Genomic DNA, 16,590 nt, shown 5'->3' with positions numbered 1-16,590 from the left:
ATGACTCCCCATTTCCTTAGGCTTGATCCTGCTTCTGGGGATTAGAACGAATTTGCTGGAGCAATAATTCCAATTCCGCTTGGATCGAAAGATACTTCACCCGGGTGTCTAGGGGTAAGGTGTTGGCGGCTTTATCCTGGACTGTACATTGGCTCATGGCTGATCTAAAGCAATTTTTAAAATGGCGTTTATTAAGAGAATGAGTATATTAACTCAAAATTCCCCAGCGTCAGGCAGAAATTTTCGCACAAGGAGCGAGAAGGGCAGCATAAAATAGTGTATTGCTGGAGAATCTCCATGATTCATCCCCCATGGCCAGGATTTGAGGATACATTTTGCTGCTATCAAAAGGTTTAGAGATTGAGATCTACACAGGCACTCCCGCCGGAGAAATTATCGGCCTCTCCGATCAAGTGGTAAAGGCCCTCGAAGGCTTCGTGCGGGAACCCGATAATCGCAACGTAGAATACACCACGCCCCCCTGTTGCAGCTATGAAAGTTTGCTCTGTGCCATTTTGCAGCCCCGACTTCAACTGCGTCAGTTCTTAAAAACCCTGGGAAACTACACCCTCATTCCTGGCAGTACCCTCTCTTTGGGCGATGCGAGCCGCTTTTTTCGTTCGGATCCTCAAAATCCCTACCATGCCTATATTGAAAAGACCTATGGCACCGATGTGGTGACGGCCAGTGTCCACATTAATATTGGCATTGAAGATCCAGAAATTTTGATGCGGGCCTGTCGGTTAATGCGCCTCGAAGCCCCCTTGATCCTGGCTTTGAGTGCGGCCTCGCCGTTTTTAGATGGTCGCGTGACGGGTTCCCATTCCCGCCGCTGGCAAGTTTTCCCGAAAACCCCGGCCCAGGTGCCCCTATTTACCAGCCATCAACATTTTATTGATTGGACTAATGAGCAACTCCGTCTGGGCACAATGCAGAATGTCCGACATCTTTGGTCTTCGGTACGCCCCAATGGCGATCGCCGTCCATATTCCCTAAACCGTTTGGAACTGAGAATTTGTGATTTGGTGATTCACCCTCTGCAATTGTTGGCTATTGTGGCCTTTGTGGAAGCAAGAATCCAGCAGCTTATGGCCCAGCCCCACCTCGACCCCCTCAAATCGAGTCAATTAAATCCGGCTCGCCTCTTGGAAATTACCGATGCCAATGAGCAGTTGGCGGCCCAATCTAGCCTAGACGCGACCCTCAATCACTGGCGGACGGGCCAACCGATCCAAGCGGTAGACTGGATCCAAGAAATTTATACAGAGGTCTATCCCTTTGCGAAACAGGCGGGATTTGCTTGTTTTTTGAGCCCCCTACAAAAGTTACTCCGGGAAGGGAACCAGGCCCAGCGATGGCTCCAGGCCCATCACCAAGGTCAACCTTTAGAGATGATCATCCAAAAGGCGATCGCCGAAGCCGAAACCCTCGATCAAGAATTAGCCCAATATTTATGTGAACCGGCTGCCCTTGTGGCCTAGGCGCTTGAATGGGTATCTTTAACTGTCTGTAAGACTTTTTTTATTAATCCGAGCTGATGCCCCAACTGGTTCTTGTTCATCCCCAAATCCCCCCCAATACAGGCAATATTGCCCGCACCTGTGCCGCCACCGATACGGAATTACACCTCGTCGGCCCCCTGGGTTTTGAAATTGGCGATCGCCACCTGAAACGCGCCGGTCTAGATTACTGGCCCCATGTCAAACTCTCCTTCTATCCTGACCTTGAGCATTTCCTCCAGGCCCAGGCCACCAGAGGGGGGCGTCTCCTGGGTTACAGCGTCCGGGGCACCAGCCAATACACAGAATTCACCTACCAAGATGATGACTGGTTACTCTTTGGCAGTGAAACCCAAGGCCTCCCGCCAGAACTGCTCCAACGCTGCGATGCAACCCTGACTATTCCTATCAATAAGACCCATGTTCGGAGCCTTAATCTTTCTGTGAGTGCGGCGGTGGGTCTCTTTGAAGTGCGGCGTCAATTAGGGCTTTAGTTTTCCTCGATAAGATATTTCTATCACCGCTCTTTCGTCGTGCTTCGAAAACATTAACGAATCTCCCCTGAATGGGTGGGACTCTCACTCTTTTAAAACAAAAATACTATCGCTAAATGCAATCTTAAAAATTCCAAAAAGCTTACTAAATAAGCATCTGGCCCATAGAAGCTGTCAAAATCCCAAAAATATGCTAGGCGATCGCCATTGGGGAAAAGTGCAACCAAATATTAACTGAAATAGCCCTTGTTTTGTATCCTGGACTACCCATTAATGACGGTGTTTTTCCCCCAGAAAAATCAAAATATATCAACGCAGACTTGTTAAAAAGAAGAAACCAGGGTAACCTTTCCTAGACATTCACCAAATGTCCAATTCAAGTGATCTCAATCACGAGAAGTTGGTAGAATTGTTACTTCAATTGTTTCAGTTGAAGCAGAATGAAACCACTGCTCGACACAAGTAGGAGGTTGTTTTTGAAGGACGTATCCCAAAAGCACCGCATTGTATCCCCGAGAGGTACTGCCGCTTTGGCAACGTCGGTAAAGTCAAACCAAGCATCTGTTTTCCAACAAGCCTGCTCCCCCTGGAGTATTGTTGGCCCTCCGGAAAACGTGCCTCACTTCTCAGATTCTTCGGCCTCACATTGAGAGCCCCAGGAACTATCACCACCGATATCCCGGTGTTGACCACAGAAGCAACGGCTTTGCCCAATTCACAAACAGACCGTCTTTTTTCCCAAGGAGAAACTTTTATGATTCCTGCTCCAGTTACTTTAGCAACGGCTCCGGAGGTCGAATCCCCCCAACTCGTCGCTGCTGTAAGTTCAAATTCTGTCAGTAGGGTTGAGCCTGAACTACCCGCCATCAAGCACATCGTTGCTGAAGCTGATACGTTTTGGTCCATTGCTCAACGATATGGCGTTGCCCCCGAAGCGATCGCCACCTTAAACGATCTCACTGTCGAAAGTACTTTAGTGGTTGGGCAAGCACTAAAAATTCCAGCCCCTTCCCAACAGCAGATCGCCCGTTATGAGATTGACTCTCCGGCGATCGCCCCCAGCGAGCAACCCACGCTCCCCAAGCCCAGCGTTGAAGTTGCCGCCCTTGAGCTTCCTTCCCAAGCCCTCATGGATGCCGACTCCGTCCGCCTTGAGGCCGACGCACCTACCGCTACGTTACGCGCCGAACAAGATAAACTCGTCGAAAGTATTCAAGCCCTAAAAAGCCAGCCTGTGGAAAAGGTGATTTTTGAGGCAGAAACAGAGGCATCTCAACCCGAAACCTTAGTTAGCTCCACTGCTTTGACCCCCCAGGCTCCCACTGCGGCTCCTAAGGGCGTCGTTACGATTCCTGTGCCGAAACCCCAGGACTTCAGTGCGCCCACAGCGAAGGCAGAGCCCACACCAGAAACCTTGATTGCCAACAACGCCGTCTCTAGCCCACAGCGTTTACCGGAACCCCCCAAGCTCCAATCTCCGACCCCGGAATTGGTATTGGAAGCGAAAAAAGAAGAAAAAACAGAACAGGCCCGTTCCGTCACCCTGACTATTCCTCCGGCCCAAAGCAATGCTTCAACCCCCCTGGTGCGTCCCCAAGAGAAGGCCGTCGCGCCGACAGCTCCAGCGGAAGTGTTAGTTGCAGCAAATACCAATGCCGTACCCAAAAGCCATGTGGTTCGTCCTGGGGAAACTTTGTATGCGATCGCCCGTCGTTATGGCATCTCAGGACGTGAATTGATTGCCGCCAATAAGCTGCTCAATCCCAACGTAATCTACGTCAACCAAAGACTGACGATTCCGGCCCGCGCCCAACGACCCCAGCCCCAAAAAGAATTTGTGGCCCTTGTTCCCCAAACGGAGGTAACCCAAGGCGTGAATCGCAACAGTGCAACCCTAGCGAATGCAGTTTCCCTGCCGCAACCCAAATTGCAGGTAGAGACTGGTTCTGCAGTAGCAGCAGAGAGTGACCAAATCACAACGGAAGCCGCCGTAGAAAAGCTTAAAACTGACATCGCACGGCTGCGTCGAGAATATCAACAACAATCAACGCCCATTGCCCTCAAGGTTCCGGCTCCTAATGTCGAATTCACCAGCAATGAGCGCGCTAGCAATGAGCGCGCTGCGGCCCCGGCTCCCGTAGTGGTTAACCCAGAATGGCAGGGCCAACCTGAAACTTCTGCTGCCCGCACAGTAGCAGTCCCCGAAGCTCCCCAGGAAATTGCCGCAGCTTCTCCTGGCAACGTCGCCAACTATAACGCGCTTCTGCGCCTATCCATCGGTGAAACCGTGAGCCCGGATCTACCGCCCCTAGCCTCTCCCGATGAATATTTACCAGGCGCTGAAATCTTCAATGGTTATATTTGGCCGGCGAAGGGAACCTTTACCTCTGGTTATGGCCCCCGTTGGGGTCGGATGCACCGAGGAATTGATATCGCTGCTCCCACAGGTACGCCAATTTTTGCGGCGGCCAGTGGTGAAGTGATTACGGCTGGCTGGAACTCCGGCGGCTACGGCAACCTCGTCAAGATTCGTCACGGTGATGGTAGTGTGACGCTATATGCCCACAATAGCCGGATCATGGTGCGCAAAGGCCAACAGGTCAAACAAGGCCAACAAATTTCAGCCATGGGTAGCACTGGTTTCAGTACTGGCCCGCACCTCCACTTTGAGATTCATCCCAAGGGTCAGGGAGCAGTGAACCCGATGGCCTTCCTACCGAAGCGCTAGGGCGGAATATCTAGTCTTTAAGTTTCATACATTTATCTGAGAGGGAGTATTTCTCTCTCTTTTTTTGGCTCTGGTTAAGGCGATCGCCAAGGGCATACCTTCTAAAATGGAAACGGCGAAGTTATTTATTCAGTGCTTTTGTGATGCCCCCAGGGGCTACGCATCTAAAATAAAACCAGAGTCAGCAAGGATTTTAAGTAAAAAACCATTGTCCATGGCAGCCTTGTAACGCTTCATGGTGAGGCTGGTTTGAGAAGTCTCCTGACGAAGCAGATTCAACGTGAACCGCCTCATTAGGCTCATATTACGAGCCGAATGACCTTGGCGAATTCGAGAATTATCTTCTCCAAAGACCACGTCAAGACACCAATGAAGCTGATTTTCAATTCCCCAGTGATTGCGAATATGACTGGCAAACTCCTGATTTGTCGCTTCTATAGAACTGATAAAGAAGCGGATTTCGTGAGTAGTCTTATGCCAAAGTTGACGAGTTCCTTCCACAATGACGATGGTACGGAGTTGCTGCCAAGGCTCCCGTAACTCTTGAGGCAAAACATGAGATGCTGGAATTTGCCAGATTGTTCTGGTTTCTAGACGCTGATGTCCCTTCTCCGTCTGATGCCATCCCGTTTCTCGCCATTCTTTGGCAGATTCTCTTTGCTTTTCAAACCAGGTTTTTACTGCTTTAAACAATCTACCCTGGTTGCCCTTGAGAGCCAGAATATAGTCTGCTTTAGCTTGACAAATCTGTTGGGCGATTTTCTTTTGAGTGCCCATGGCATCGATGGTCACAATACATCCTTTGAGCTCTAGTTGTGCGAGTAGTTGAGGAATGGCTGTAATTTCATTGGATTTTGTTTCCACAGCCTCTTGTCCTAACACTAGACGAGATGACGTTGCCCAAGCACTGACCAGTTGTAGGTCTTTAATGCCTTTTTCCCTATCGTAGGAGCCTCGTGAAGCTTTTCCATCTATGGCAATGACCTGAGCTGAGAGCTTTCCTGCTATTGTCCCTACCCAGTTGCGAAATTCTGCTTCTAATTGTTCTGAGTCTAATCTGGCAAATACCCTGGCACAAGTATTATGGGAGGGGATGCCGTTGGGCAACTCGAGAAATTGCCTGAGCCATTCTTCTTTGGAATTTCCATAGGTTTCGATTCCTACCCAACTATCGGCTCCTGATATAGTGGCAAAAAGAGCGATAACGATGATATCGACTAAGTAGTGTGCCCGTGTACGTTCTACTCTTGGGTCTTCTATTTCTCCAAAGTGCTTGTCAATACTGGCTTTGAGAACTTCGTTGTTAAATAGGGATGCCATTCTTTTCACATTTTTCCTCTTTCCTCCTTTCTACACCTTTTTTTAGATGCGTAGCCCCTGGTGATGCCCCCACTCCAAACAGAAACGGTGCAAATTCCCAATGGCGATCTCCAGATTGCCGCTTACTTGAGCTATCCAGTCAGTACGGAACCTCTGCCCGCTGTAATTGTGGTGCAGGAAATTTTTGGGGTCAATGCCCACATTCGCGATGTCACCGACCGCATTGCTCGCTTAGGCTATGTGGCGATCGCCCCGGCAATTTATCAACGGTTGGCCCCAGGGTTTGAAGCGGGATATACGCCAGAGGATGTGCAAGTCGGACGGCAATACAAAGAACAAACCAAGGCCACAGAACTCCTCAGTGATCTCCAGGCGACCATTGATTATCTTTACGGTCTGCCCCAGGTGAAGCCCACGGGGGTTGGTAGCATTGGCTTTTGCTTTGGCGGTCACGTGACCTATTTGGGGGCGAGTCTGCCGGAGATTAAGGCGACGGCGTCTTTTTATGGTGCGGGCATTACCACCTGGTGTCCTGGGGAACCGACCCAGACAACCCTCGACTACACCCCTAAGATCCAAGGCAAACTCTATGGCTTTTTTGGGATGGCCGATGCTTCTATTCCGACGGCCCAGGTGGATCAGATCGAGACGGCTCTAAAAACGCACCAAGTCGATTACCAAATTTTTCGCTATGAAGGGGCGGATCATGGCTTCTTTTGCGATCGCCGCGCCAGTTACAATGAACAGGCCGCCCAAGCGGCATGGCAGGAGGTGCAAATCCTCTTTGCCGAAACCCTCTAGTTTTTTGTTTTCGTCTAATCCCCATGACCCAAACACCCACCGCTGAACCCACAATTCAGCTTGATCAATTTCTGAAGATTATGAACCTTGTGGCGACGGGGGGCCAGGCCAAAATGGTCATCCAGGGGGGCTTCGTGGAGGTCAATGGAGAAACGGAAACCCGCCGCAAACGGAAATTACGCCACGGAGATCTCGTCACCTTTGAGGAGACAACGCTTCAGGTGGAATTTGACGAGTAGGATTGTTTCCTAAAAATTAAGGCTGGATCATTGTCTTTGCGGCGATGCGGGTACGTTTGCGATCGCCTTCGGAGAGGTCTTGGCCCCCTTGGAGTTGGGTCGCATTTTGCTGGAGGACAGTGGCCGCATTGGTATCGCCCAATTGAATCGCCGTTTTCGCTGCGGTTTGGAGGAGGGTTGCAGCCCCTTGGCGATCGCCGGCTTTGAGTTTGTCTTCGGCTAGTTGGGTTTGTCGGTACTTGGCGAGGGCGAGAATCGATTGCTGCACCACAGGATTCGGAGCCGGTTGATAGTTTTCTTGGACAGCGACGGTGATCGGAACGGCCTCTGAAATAAGCCGGGTTTGGCCCGTGGCTGGGTCGTCGTAACGGACTTGGGCCTGGGCAATGGTTTGGTTGCCGGGGGGGAGTTGGTCAATATATAGATTCGCCAAAATGATCCGGGGGGCTTCGGTTAATAGATCCCCAAGGCGGACACCGTAGAAATCGCCTTCCTTGACCACTGGCAATTCAATGGTTTCTGGAGCCACCTGGGCGAGGGGCTTGAGGTCTGCTAAACGACTGCCAGGGGACAGTTGCAAAAGGAGTTGGGCATTGGTTAAACCGACCGATTGCGCCCGTTGGAGGAGTCGTTCAAATTCTACGAGGGCTTGATCCGGCGTTTCGATAAAGGCCAAACTGCCATTGGCGGCATCAGCAATTTTTTCGAGGACGTCCTGGTTCCAGTTCTCACCAAACCCAAGGCTACTGAGGGTCACACCATGTTCGGCGGCAACGGCGGCAATTTCTAAACAGCGGCCATTGTCACCATGTTCATTTTCCCCGTCGGTGAGCATAAACACCTGGGCGGCGCGTTTGCCGGGGCTGTTGGCTAGTTCCTGTAACCCAAGCTTAATGCCATCGTCGATACAGGTGCCCCCGGCGGCCTCAAGGCGGTTGATCTGGGCTTTAATGTGGGCTTTATCGGTGACATCTTGGTTGGGGACAATCACCTTTGCTTTGTGATCAAAGGCAATGACCGAGAGGCGATCGCCTTCCCGCAGTTGATCGACCAATTCTATGGCGGCTTCCTTGACCGTGCGAAGGGGTTGCCCAGCCATCGAACCACTGTGATCCAGCACTAAACAGAGATTGAGGGGCAGAGTGGCGTCTTGAAAATCACTGGCGATCGCCCCAATGGAGAGGGAAAGCTGCCGTTGGCTTTGGGTTTGGGTAGCATCCAAATGGGCATCACTGAGGCGCGCTTGCAGTCCGACTTGCATCATGGCTATTTCTCGATAGGACGTGAATCACTGGGGGCGAACCCCGCAGACCGGGGCGGATATTTCGCAATTTCAGCATAACCGTTTCCCTGGGGGAACGGGCAACGACGACTGGGTTTCGTAATGTTTCGGAGTTCTAGGCTGGATAATTTGCTAAAAATGTTTCGAAGGCCGCCGCTGGTAGGGGGCGACTGATGAAAAAGCCCTGGAATGTGTGGCAGTGGTGTTGCCGTAAAAATTCCATTTCTTCAGCCGTTTCTACTCCTTCGGCGATGACCGAGAAGTTAAGCTGTTGGGCCATGTTGATCAAGGCTTTGGTGATGGCGGCATTTTTAGGATTTTGGTGGATATTTTCCACAAAGCAGCGGTCAATTTTAAGGGTATCGAAGGGGAAATGTTGTAGATATCCCAGGGAGGCATAACCCGTCCCAAAGTCGTCAATGGCGATCGCCACCCCTAGTTCCTTAATCAGCCGAAATTGGGCCATTGTAAAATCGACATTTTCTACCAGGGCGCTCTCGGTCAGTTCCAGTTTGAGCCAGCGGGCCCCAAGACCTGTTTCCGCCAAAATTGCCTTGAGGCAGGGCACCAGTTGGGGACTTTGTAGTTGCTTACTCGAAAGATTGACGGAAATTTGCAAGGGAGGCAAACCCCGTTGTTGCCATTGAACGGCTTGGGTACAGGCGGCCTTGAGGATCCATTCCCCCAGGGGCACAATAAAGCCTGTCATTTCTGCGAGGGGGATAAATTCTCCCGGTGACACCAAACCCCGTTCTGGGGACTGCCAACGCACCAACACTTCCGCCCCAATGATCCGTTGGCTTGCGGTGTCGAGTTGGGGTTGGTAATAGAGTAAAAATTCGTCGTTTTTGAGGGCTTGCTGGAGGTGGAGCTTTTTGTGGGGCAAAAGGCGATCGCGGTCCTCACTCAGTTGGTTCACGCGATGCTGCAAAATTTCTAACATCCCGAACAGTTCTAGGGGATCGAGGATTTGGGAGAGATTACTTTCCGTCAAAATGCCCTGTAATTCCCCTTCCTTCCCAGTGACAACAATCCGCCGTACCTGGTGCCGTTGGAGTTTTTCGTGGGCGATCGCCAGGGAATCTCCCGGATGCAACTGAATGAGGGGCGCACTCATCACTTCCCCAGCACCCAAAGCTTCTAAATCAACCCCAGAGCCTTGCAATTTGACGATATCCCGTTCTGTAATGATGCCGATGGGCTTGAAAAAATATCCCGCTTCGATGGCCACTACCACACAGCTAATCCGTCGCCTCGCCATTAGTTGCGCCACTTCAAGGACGGAGGTTTCTGGCGGAACGGAAATCACCTGACCGGACATCACCTCTCGCACTTCCCGAAACCGGAGAAAATATCCCAAATGCAACGCCTGTCGCAATAGACTCAGGGTTGTAACCCCGATCACCCGCTGCTGTTCATCAACGACTGGCAAATGGCGGATCTGGTGCCGTCGCATCAAGTTATAGGCCGAAAAAACGTCGATTGAATTTTTGTCCTCGACGGTCACCACTGGGCTAGTCATAATGTCCCGTACCAAGGTTTGGTGGAGTGCTTTCGGAGAGAGGGACAATCGCACTAAGTCTCGCTCCGTCAAAATCCCCACCATCTGTTCCCCCTCTGTAATGATCAAACAACTTTGGGGAGAATCTTTTTCCTGACCCATCATGAGGGCGATCGCCTGGGTGAGGGGCGTCTGACCATCCAGAAAAATCGGCGGCTCAAAGCTGATCCCTTGACTCGCAGCCAGGTCACCATTCTGCCAGAAAAAAGTCATACGTCTCCGGGGAAATTTACCTATGATTTTACGGGTTAGTACCACTCAATGATTGTGTCTGCACCTATGTTGGGTTTTAGCACAGATTTTCAAAGCCAGATCCCACAGGAATGCAAAAAGCCCCTGATATTTGATGAACGTCTTACAAATGGCCCGTTTTTACATAGATCAGGCAACCTTCTCGACTAAAGGGAGTATGAATACTGTCGGGGGGATTCCGCAACCAAGTGCCTGCCGGGTAGCTGCCCTGGTCATCTTCAAAAGTACCTTCGAGGACAAAAATTTCTTCACCGCCCCAGTGGCGATGGGTTTGGAAATAAGTCCCCGGTTCCCACCGCACCAAGGCAACATTTTCTCCCTGGAAATTATGCAATGGCAGCACCGATAACCCTTTCACCAAACCTGGCAACCAGGGTTGTTCCTTGGTATTAAGCCGCACAAAAGTTTGATCCGCCGGATCCATTTGCCAGAGTTTCACAAAAATGGTGCAGCCCGTTTTGCTGTGGGGACGGTGGCTAGAACCGACGGGATTACGCACATAGGTACCGGGGGGATATTCCCCATGTTCATCGGCAAAAGTACCTTCGAGGACAAAAAATTCTTCGCCGCCGCCGTGGGTATGTTCCGAAAAATAACTATCGGGGGCATAGCGCACGAGGGAAGTGGCGCGGGCAACTTCGGCCCCATCCCGGTCTAACATGCGCCGTTCGACCCCAGCCATGGGTGAAGCTTGCCAGGGTAAGGCATTGGTATCGAGGACGACTCGCTCTTGTAGGTTGGCGTGGAGTTGCATGGGCTTAAGCTAAAAATTTTTCGACACAACGGACAAACATTTCGACCCCCATCCCTAAGGCTGTTTCATCAAAGTTAAAGCGGGGATGGTGGTGGGGATAAGCCAGATCAAAATACGGATTCGCCGAACCGAGAAAAAAGTAACAACCGGGCACTTCCCGCAGGAAAAAGGACATATCTTCGCTACCCATGGTTTGGCATTCGGGCATGACCCCTAGGGGCGTTTCAATGGTAGCTTCGGCAACGGAACGCACCAACTCGGCCATGGTGGGATCGTTGATCGTCGGTGGATAAAGATGCACATGATCCAATTTGTAGCTGGCCCCATAGCTCTGGCAAATGCCGTTAACGATGGTTTCAAGGCGATCGCCAATGGTTTTTTCCAGTTGGGGGTTGAAGTAGCGGATAGTGCCTTTGAGGTCCGCATAGTCGGCGATCACGTTCATCGCGTGACCTGCTTTAAATTCGCCCACCGTAACCACCGCCGCATCGAGGGGATTCACGATCCGGGATACAAGGGTTTGCAGTGCGCCGACAATTTGCGCCGCGACCACGATTGCATCGACGGTTTGGTGGGGTAGAGCGCCGTGGCCTCCTTTGCCTTGTACACGCAAATCAAAGCTTTCGACCGCCGCCATTAACGCCCCAGGCCGTACCCCCACGGTGCCGAGGGGGAGATTATTCCACAGGTGCAGGCCAATGATCGCATCTACGTCAGGGTTATGGAGGACACCCGCCTGGATCATCGGTTTTGCGCCGCCGGGACTTTCCTCAGCAGGTTGAAAAATAATTTTCACGGCTCCCCGGAAACTGTCGCGGTTTTCCTGGAGATATTTCGCTGTCCCCAAGGCGATCGCCACATGGCCATCGTGACCGCAGGCGTGCATCACTCCCGGATGTTGGGAGCGGTAATCCACCTCATTTTCCTCTTGGATTGGTAGGGCATCCATATCGGCGCGAATGCCCAGGACTTTACCCTTTTGATGACCTTCGATGAGGGCGACAATGCCAGTTTCAGCAATGCCAGTTTGGTGGGGGATGCCCCATGCCGTGAGCTTGTGAGCAATAAATTCTGCGGTCAGATTTTCCCGAAACGCTAATTCCGGTTTCTGGTGGATCTGGCGACGCCACTGGACAATTTCTGATTGGAGCGCTTGGATCGTGGGACGAATCCGGTGTTTGTGGAGAATTGCGTCCAGGCTAACGGTAGCGACCATAAACAAAAATTTAATGAAAAAACTAAGAAGCTATTTTTAGTGTAAAAGATCTCAAGAGCAAAATAACAAAAAATAATATTCTTGTTCTATAACCAGAAAGGTATATTTCCATCTACATCCTTTGGTTTAATGCCTTTGGATACCATTGTTGAAATTGAATCAGCATAGTAAGTAGAAACAGGTAACCGTGGAGGTCTTTCTGATCCATAGTGTAGGTATGTTAGAGATAAGACGGAGTGAACTGCTGACTGCAATGGAAAATTCCCAAAGGTTTTGATTCGCAGAGGTTGTGGAGTTGCTCGAAAACGGTCTGGAAAATCAGAGCTAATTAATAATGCTTCTGTCTCAGACAACAAAAAAATTGAACCTTTTGGGGCTTTGCGATAGCTTCCTATTCCTTCTTCATTTTTAGTTCTACCGTATATTCTAGGATTGCCACTTTTGATTATTGAAACAAAATAAAACTTGGCATCTATTTTTTCTGCGATTTCTTCTAGTGCTTGTCTTTCTTCTTCTGGGAAATTTCCATCTCGATGAATTACTACACGCTTTCCTTGATACTCGTGAAGAGGAAACAAATCATACAACATTCTTTTTGGTATGATTTCACCGTCGATAGTAGCATCTCTAATACTGTAGTGAACTAATTCACCTTGATTGGAATAAATACGAGTCATGGCAGCAACACTATTAGTTCCTTGAAGATTTTTCTTCCGACGGCGTGAAACATCAAGGCCTACCACAAAATCTGTGTAAGTAAGTGGTTCTTGTAATATGTAAGGAACACTTCCTATTTTTGCCAAGACTCCTAAAACAATGTTCTTAGTCGCAAAAGAAGTTGTCAATGTTTTCTCTTGTAACATTTGGGATTGTAGATTGTACTTTAGAAAAGTTTGTTTTAGATCATCATAAAGAGTCCTTCCATCTTCACCTTTAGACAAGAAATTCGGAATAACACAGATAACAATATCCGGTTTCTTCTTCGACAACTCTCCTATTTTAGAGTCTAATAAAGAGAGAGAGTTTTTTGACAAATCAAGGGCAATAGGCTGGCCTACTAATTTTAATTTATACTTTAGTTGATTGCCAATGCCTTCTAGATTTTGATTAAAGGATCTTTTGAAATTATTTCTAAATATCTCGATAAGCTTTGTAGAGTTTTCACTTTTAAGTGTATTTAGAATAGCAATTCTAATTTCAGATTTATCTGCTTTTCTGAATTCACCATGTTTTTGAACAACTTGAACTGTGCTTTGAACTGATTCGGCAGCAACAGTAGCATTATTTTTAAATTTAAGGAGCGGATTATAACCCCATTCTTCACTACAAGAACGAAAAAGCTCTGGATTTCTCTGAGATGTGTAAACTTTATCCAAAAAACCTTCGGATTGAAGAATCCGGAAAAGTGGTTCAATATATTTTAGTCTTTCTTCGGAAACAATTTGTAGTTTTTCGGATATTCCGAGCCTTAAATAATCTTGGTTTAAAACTCTTATTCTTAAAGCACTTATAATGTAATGATAACTCTTTTTTTTGTTCCCTATTTCGACTACTAATTCACTATCAGGGGCTTCTTCAACGAGTTTTTTCATTGTTGGTTCTTTAACCCAAGTCAACAATCGTTGTCGTCGATTACCCTCCCCTAATATTCCAAGTATTTTAATGACCTCTTGAGCCGTATTAAATGGCTTTGTTATATCTAAAACATGGAGTCCAATAATGTTACTGTTGGGGAATTTTGTGAGATAGTCTTGTAGGGTTCCATTAAAATCAATCTCTTGTTTAAGTGATAAAGATATACAGGGCTGATTGTTTACTACCCATGAACCAAATTTGTGTATAAGTTTAATATGGTAGTCTCTACGTGCTGTTTTACTTTGCTCTAAAATTTTTTTGATTTGTTGATCATATTTCTTAATTAATCCCTGCGAGCAAAAGTCAGCAATTCCTTGAGGAGTGCAACATCGTATATTCTCTATCTCAATACCTTCTAGCTGATTAAATGTAAGATTACTTTGATCTGTCCATAGATATTGAGTGAATTTTTGTAGTTCAGGATATTCAATTAATTTATCTGAAATTAATAATTGATCATTGGTGCTCCAAACCCAAATACCTCTAAAGTATTTCTGAATGCGATATTTTATAGAACGACCTAAAGAATCTAAATCAACATCTCCTGCTGTACAGAGTTTATAAAAATATTGATTTGGTAATTGTGAAATATTAATAGGCAGGATTTCATTAAATAAGGTCAAATTCATAATTATGCAAAAATTACATATTTGTATTTAATAAAATATTCTAATGGATTATGTAGAAATTTAATCCTCGTGTTTCTCATTCACTGGGGTCGGGTGCCACAGTAACCGCACGGCGAGGGTCGCAAAACCGATGGCCGCTAAACCCTTAAGAATCTGGGCGGGAATAAAAGCAGCAAAGGCTCCCCCGGCAATGACACCTAAGAGGCTGGTGATAATCAAAGCCGTCACGGAGCCGAAAAATACAGCAATGGGTGATTTGGAACTGCCCCCCAGGGCGATCGCCGCCAGTTGACTCTTGTCACCAATTTCTGCCAGAAAGACGGTAATAAAAGTGAGACTTAGTAATTGCCAATCGATATCTACCATGGGCTAGGAAATTTTATGGGTGAATCACGTTAATCAAAAAAAACAGAAATTATTGCCTAGGGAAATGCATTAGACTGCCAGCATATCCACGATCAGCAGACCAGAAATCACGAGCAGCAGCACGCCAACAAACATATCCAAAATATCGGGGGCCAACTTCCGGGCGAGCCAGTAGCCAATGATCACGCCCAACAAGCTCGTACTCACGAGGGCAAGGGCGGCCCCCAAAAAGACCACCCAGGGAGAAGCCGCTTGGGCCGAAATTAAAAGGGTGGCCAACTGGGTTTTGTCCCCCATTTCTGCAATGAAAATCGTCAAAAAAGTGGAGCCGAAAACAGTCCAAATACTCCAGGGTCTTTCCTGTTTGGGGGGGTGACTGGCCGTCATATTACTTGGGAAAAATCTCGCTTAAAACCATGGCTTAGTTTATCAGGATTTATCGGGGATGTTTTGTAAATATGAAATAAAAGTGAAAATTTTAAGCTGCTAAAGGGAACGGTCTGGTGGACTTTTCTCAGGATCGGTGGGGGAATTATGAGGCGATCGCCCCAGGGCAAAAAGAAGGGTCGGTGTCCCTCCCAAGAGGCCCCAACCCAGCCAACGCCGGAAGCTGTAACCCTTACGCCAAGAGACCAATGCCGCCATCACACCCATGAAACAATGGAGACTTGCCAAGAGCCAGACCCGGTAATCGAAAAAAAACGCTTGCATAGTGATCGTGGTATAACCTTTAGAAACCATGTTACATTTCGCAAACAATATCAATGACATCAGTTACTGTGCGCCCTAGTGCCACAACTCTTTTAGAAAAGCATCCAAATCTACGGCTACGGGATATTCTCGATACATTGCCCCGTTCCGTCTACGAAATAAATCCGCTAAAAGCTTGGTCTAGGGTGCTGTTAAGTGTGGCGGCGGTGGTGGGTTGTTATGCCCTCTTAGCGATCGCCCCTTGGTATTTACTATTACCCGTTTGGTTTTTAACTGGAACTGCCCTAACGGGTTTTTTTGTGATTGGCCATGATTGTGGGCACCGCTCCTTTTCCCGCAAAAATTGGGTCAATAATTTAGTCGGTCACCTTGCCTTTTTACCCCTCATCTATCCGTTCCATAGCTGGCGTATTCTCCACAACCATCACCACCGCTACACCAACAACATGGATGAGGACAATGCCTGGGCACCCTTTACCCCTGAGTTGTACGATGACTCTCCGGCCTTTATCAAAGCCGTTTACCGAGCAATTCGCGGCAAACTGTGGTGGACTGCTTCGATCATCCACCAACTGAAACTCCACTTCAATTGGTTCGCCTTTGAAGGAAAACAACGGGAACAGGTGCGCTTTTCCGCCTTATTCGTGATTATCGCTGGGGCGATCGCCTTTCCGGTGATGTTCTACACCCTCGGCGTTTGGGGCGTTGTGAAATTCTGGCTGATGCCCTGGCTTGGCTACCATTTCTGGATGAGCACCTTCACCCTTGTGCACCACACCGTACCGGAAATTCCCTTTAGCTACCGGGACAAATGGAATGAGGCGATCGCCCAACTTTCTGGCACTGTCCACTGCGACTATCCCAAGTGGGTCGAAGTCCTTTGCCACGACATTAATGTCCATGTGCCTCACCACCTCTCCACGGGCATTCCCTCCTACAATCTCCGCAAAGCCTACGCCAGCATCAAAGAAAATTGGGGTGAATATCTCTACGAAACCAAATTTTCTTGGGAGTTGATGAAAGCGATCACCGAGCAATGCCACCTCTATGACGCTGAGCACAATTACATTTCCTTTGCCCAACATCAAAAACGCTAATTTCAG

Annotated in this window: 16 protein-coding genes; 6 read left to right on the top strand and 10 right to left on the bottom strand. The window is 48.5% G+C overall.

What is annotated here, in order from left to right; all coding sequences use genetic code 11:
• Positions 1-16: 16 nt before the first annotated feature.
• A complete protein-coding gene (locus tag AWQ21_RS16435) occupies positions 17-157 on the bottom strand; it encodes a hypothetical protein (RefSeq protein ID WP_198159662.1) in 141 nt (46 codons plus the stop codon).
• Between the two features lie 178 nt (positions 158-335).
• Between AWQ21_RS16435 and gshA the strand changes: the two genes are divergently transcribed.
• The 3 genes from gshA (at position 336) to AWQ21_RS13925 (ending at position 4,721) form a co-directional block, all read left to right on the top strand.
• Complete coding sequence (gene gshA / locus AWQ21_RS13935) at positions 336-1,481, top strand: glutamate--cysteine ligase (RefSeq protein WP_065715050.1); 1,146 nt, start codon at positions 336-338, stop codon at positions 1,479-1,481.
• A 56-nt stretch (positions 1,482-1,537) separates the two neighbouring features.
• Positions 1,538-1,993 (top strand): tRNA (cytidine(34)-2'-O)-methyltransferase, encoded by a 456-nt coding sequence (locus tag AWQ21_RS13930; protein ID WP_065715049.1) that lies wholly within the window; start codon positions 1,538-1,540, stop codon positions 1,991-1,993.
• A 754-nt stretch (positions 1,994-2,747) separates the two neighbouring features.
• Positions 2,748-4,721: a peptidoglycan DD-metalloendopeptidase family protein gene (locus AWQ21_RS13925; protein ID WP_065715381.1), complete on the top strand. Its 1,974-nt coding sequence runs from the start codon at positions 2,748-2,750 to the stop codon at positions 4,719-4,721.
• Positions 4,722-4,877: 156 nt separating this feature from the next.
• On the opposite strand, the gene AWQ21_RS13920 is transcribed toward AWQ21_RS13925, so the two are convergent.
• On the bottom strand, positions 4,878-6,041 hold the full coding sequence (locus AWQ21_RS13920) for an ISAs1 family transposase (RefSeq protein ID WP_065715048.1): 1,164 nt from the start codon (positions 6,039-6,041) through the stop codon (positions 4,878-4,880).
• Between the two features lie 63 nt (positions 6,042-6,104).
• On the opposite strand from AWQ21_RS13920, the gene AWQ21_RS13915 reads away from it, so the two are divergent.
• Complete coding sequence (locus tag AWQ21_RS13915; protein ID WP_065715047.1) at positions 6,105-6,842, top strand: dienelactone hydrolase family protein; 738 nt, start codon at positions 6,105-6,107, stop codon at positions 6,840-6,842.
• A gap of 23 nt (positions 6,843-6,865) precedes the next feature.
• On the top strand, positions 6,866-7,081 hold the full coding sequence (locus tag AWQ21_RS13910) for an RNA-binding S4 domain-containing protein (protein WP_065715046.1): 216 nt from the start codon (positions 6,866-6,868) through the stop codon (positions 7,079-7,081).
• 16 nt (positions 7,082-7,097) lie between these two features.
• On the opposite strand, the gene AWQ21_RS13905 is transcribed toward AWQ21_RS13910, so the two are convergent.
• The 8 genes from AWQ21_RS13905 to AWQ21_RS13870 all read right to left on the bottom strand — a co-directional run bounded on the left by AWQ21_RS13905 (position 7,098) and on the right by AWQ21_RS13870 (position 15,487).
• On the bottom strand, positions 7,098-8,342 hold the full coding sequence (locus AWQ21_RS13905) for a VWA domain-containing protein (RefSeq protein ID WP_065715380.1): 1,245 nt from the start codon (positions 8,340-8,342) through the stop codon (positions 7,098-7,100).
• 136 nt (positions 8,343-8,478) lie between these two features.
• Positions 8,479-10,137: an EAL domain-containing protein gene (locus AWQ21_RS13900; protein WP_065715045.1), complete on the bottom strand. Its 1,659-nt coding sequence runs from the start codon at positions 10,135-10,137 to the stop codon at positions 8,479-8,481.
• 142 nt (positions 10,138-10,279) lie between these two features.
• Positions 10,280-10,930 carry a cupin domain-containing protein gene (locus AWQ21_RS13895; protein WP_065715044.1) on the bottom strand — a complete coding sequence of 217 codons (651 nt, stop codon included), beginning with the start codon at positions 10,928-10,930 and terminating at the stop codon, positions 10,280-10,282.
• Between the two features lie 4 nt (positions 10,931-10,934).
• Complete coding sequence (locus tag AWQ21_RS13890) at positions 10,935-12,146, bottom strand: M20 family metallopeptidase (RefSeq protein ID WP_065715043.1); 1,212 nt, start codon at positions 12,144-12,146, stop codon at positions 10,935-10,937.
• Between the two features lie 86 nt (positions 12,147-12,232).
• Complete coding sequence (locus tag AWQ21_RS13885; protein ID WP_065715042.1) at positions 12,233-14,410, bottom strand: Piwi domain-containing protein; 2,178 nt, start codon at positions 14,408-14,410, stop codon at positions 12,233-12,235.
• 60 nt (positions 14,411-14,470) lie between these two features.
• Complete coding sequence (locus AWQ21_RS13880) at positions 14,471-14,767, bottom strand: TMEM165/GDT1 family protein (protein ID WP_065715379.1); 297 nt, start codon at positions 14,765-14,767, stop codon at positions 14,471-14,473.
• Between the two features lie 78 nt (positions 14,768-14,845).
• Positions 14,846-15,163: a TMEM165/GDT1 family protein gene (locus tag AWQ21_RS13875; protein WP_065715041.1), complete on the bottom strand. Its 318-nt coding sequence runs from the start codon at positions 15,161-15,163 to the stop codon at positions 14,846-14,848.
• A gap of 99 nt (positions 15,164-15,262) precedes the next feature.
• Positions 15,263-15,487, bottom strand: a complete 225-nt coding sequence (locus AWQ21_RS13870; protein WP_157094775.1) for a hypothetical protein — start codon at positions 15,485-15,487, stop codon at positions 15,263-15,265.
• Positions 15,488-15,540: 53 nt separating this feature from the next.
• Here AWQ21_RS13870 and AWQ21_RS13865 point away from each other — a divergent pair, with 53 nt between their 5' ends.
• Positions 15,541-16,584, top strand: coding sequence for a fatty acid desaturase (locus AWQ21_RS13865; protein WP_065715039.1), 1,044 nt, complete (start codon positions 15,541-15,543; stop codon positions 16,582-16,584).
• The last annotated feature ends 6 nt before the right edge of the window (positions 16,585-16,590 follow it).

This window comes from Picosynechococcus sp. PCC 7003 (assembly GCF_001693255.1).
In the GTDB taxonomy this organism is placed as follows: Bacteria; Cyanobacteriota; Cyanobacteriia; order Cyanobacteriales; family MRBY01; genus MRBY01.
The sequence above is the reverse complement of the archived record's forward strand: the minus strand, read 5'-3'. Positions and strand labels throughout refer to the sequence as shown.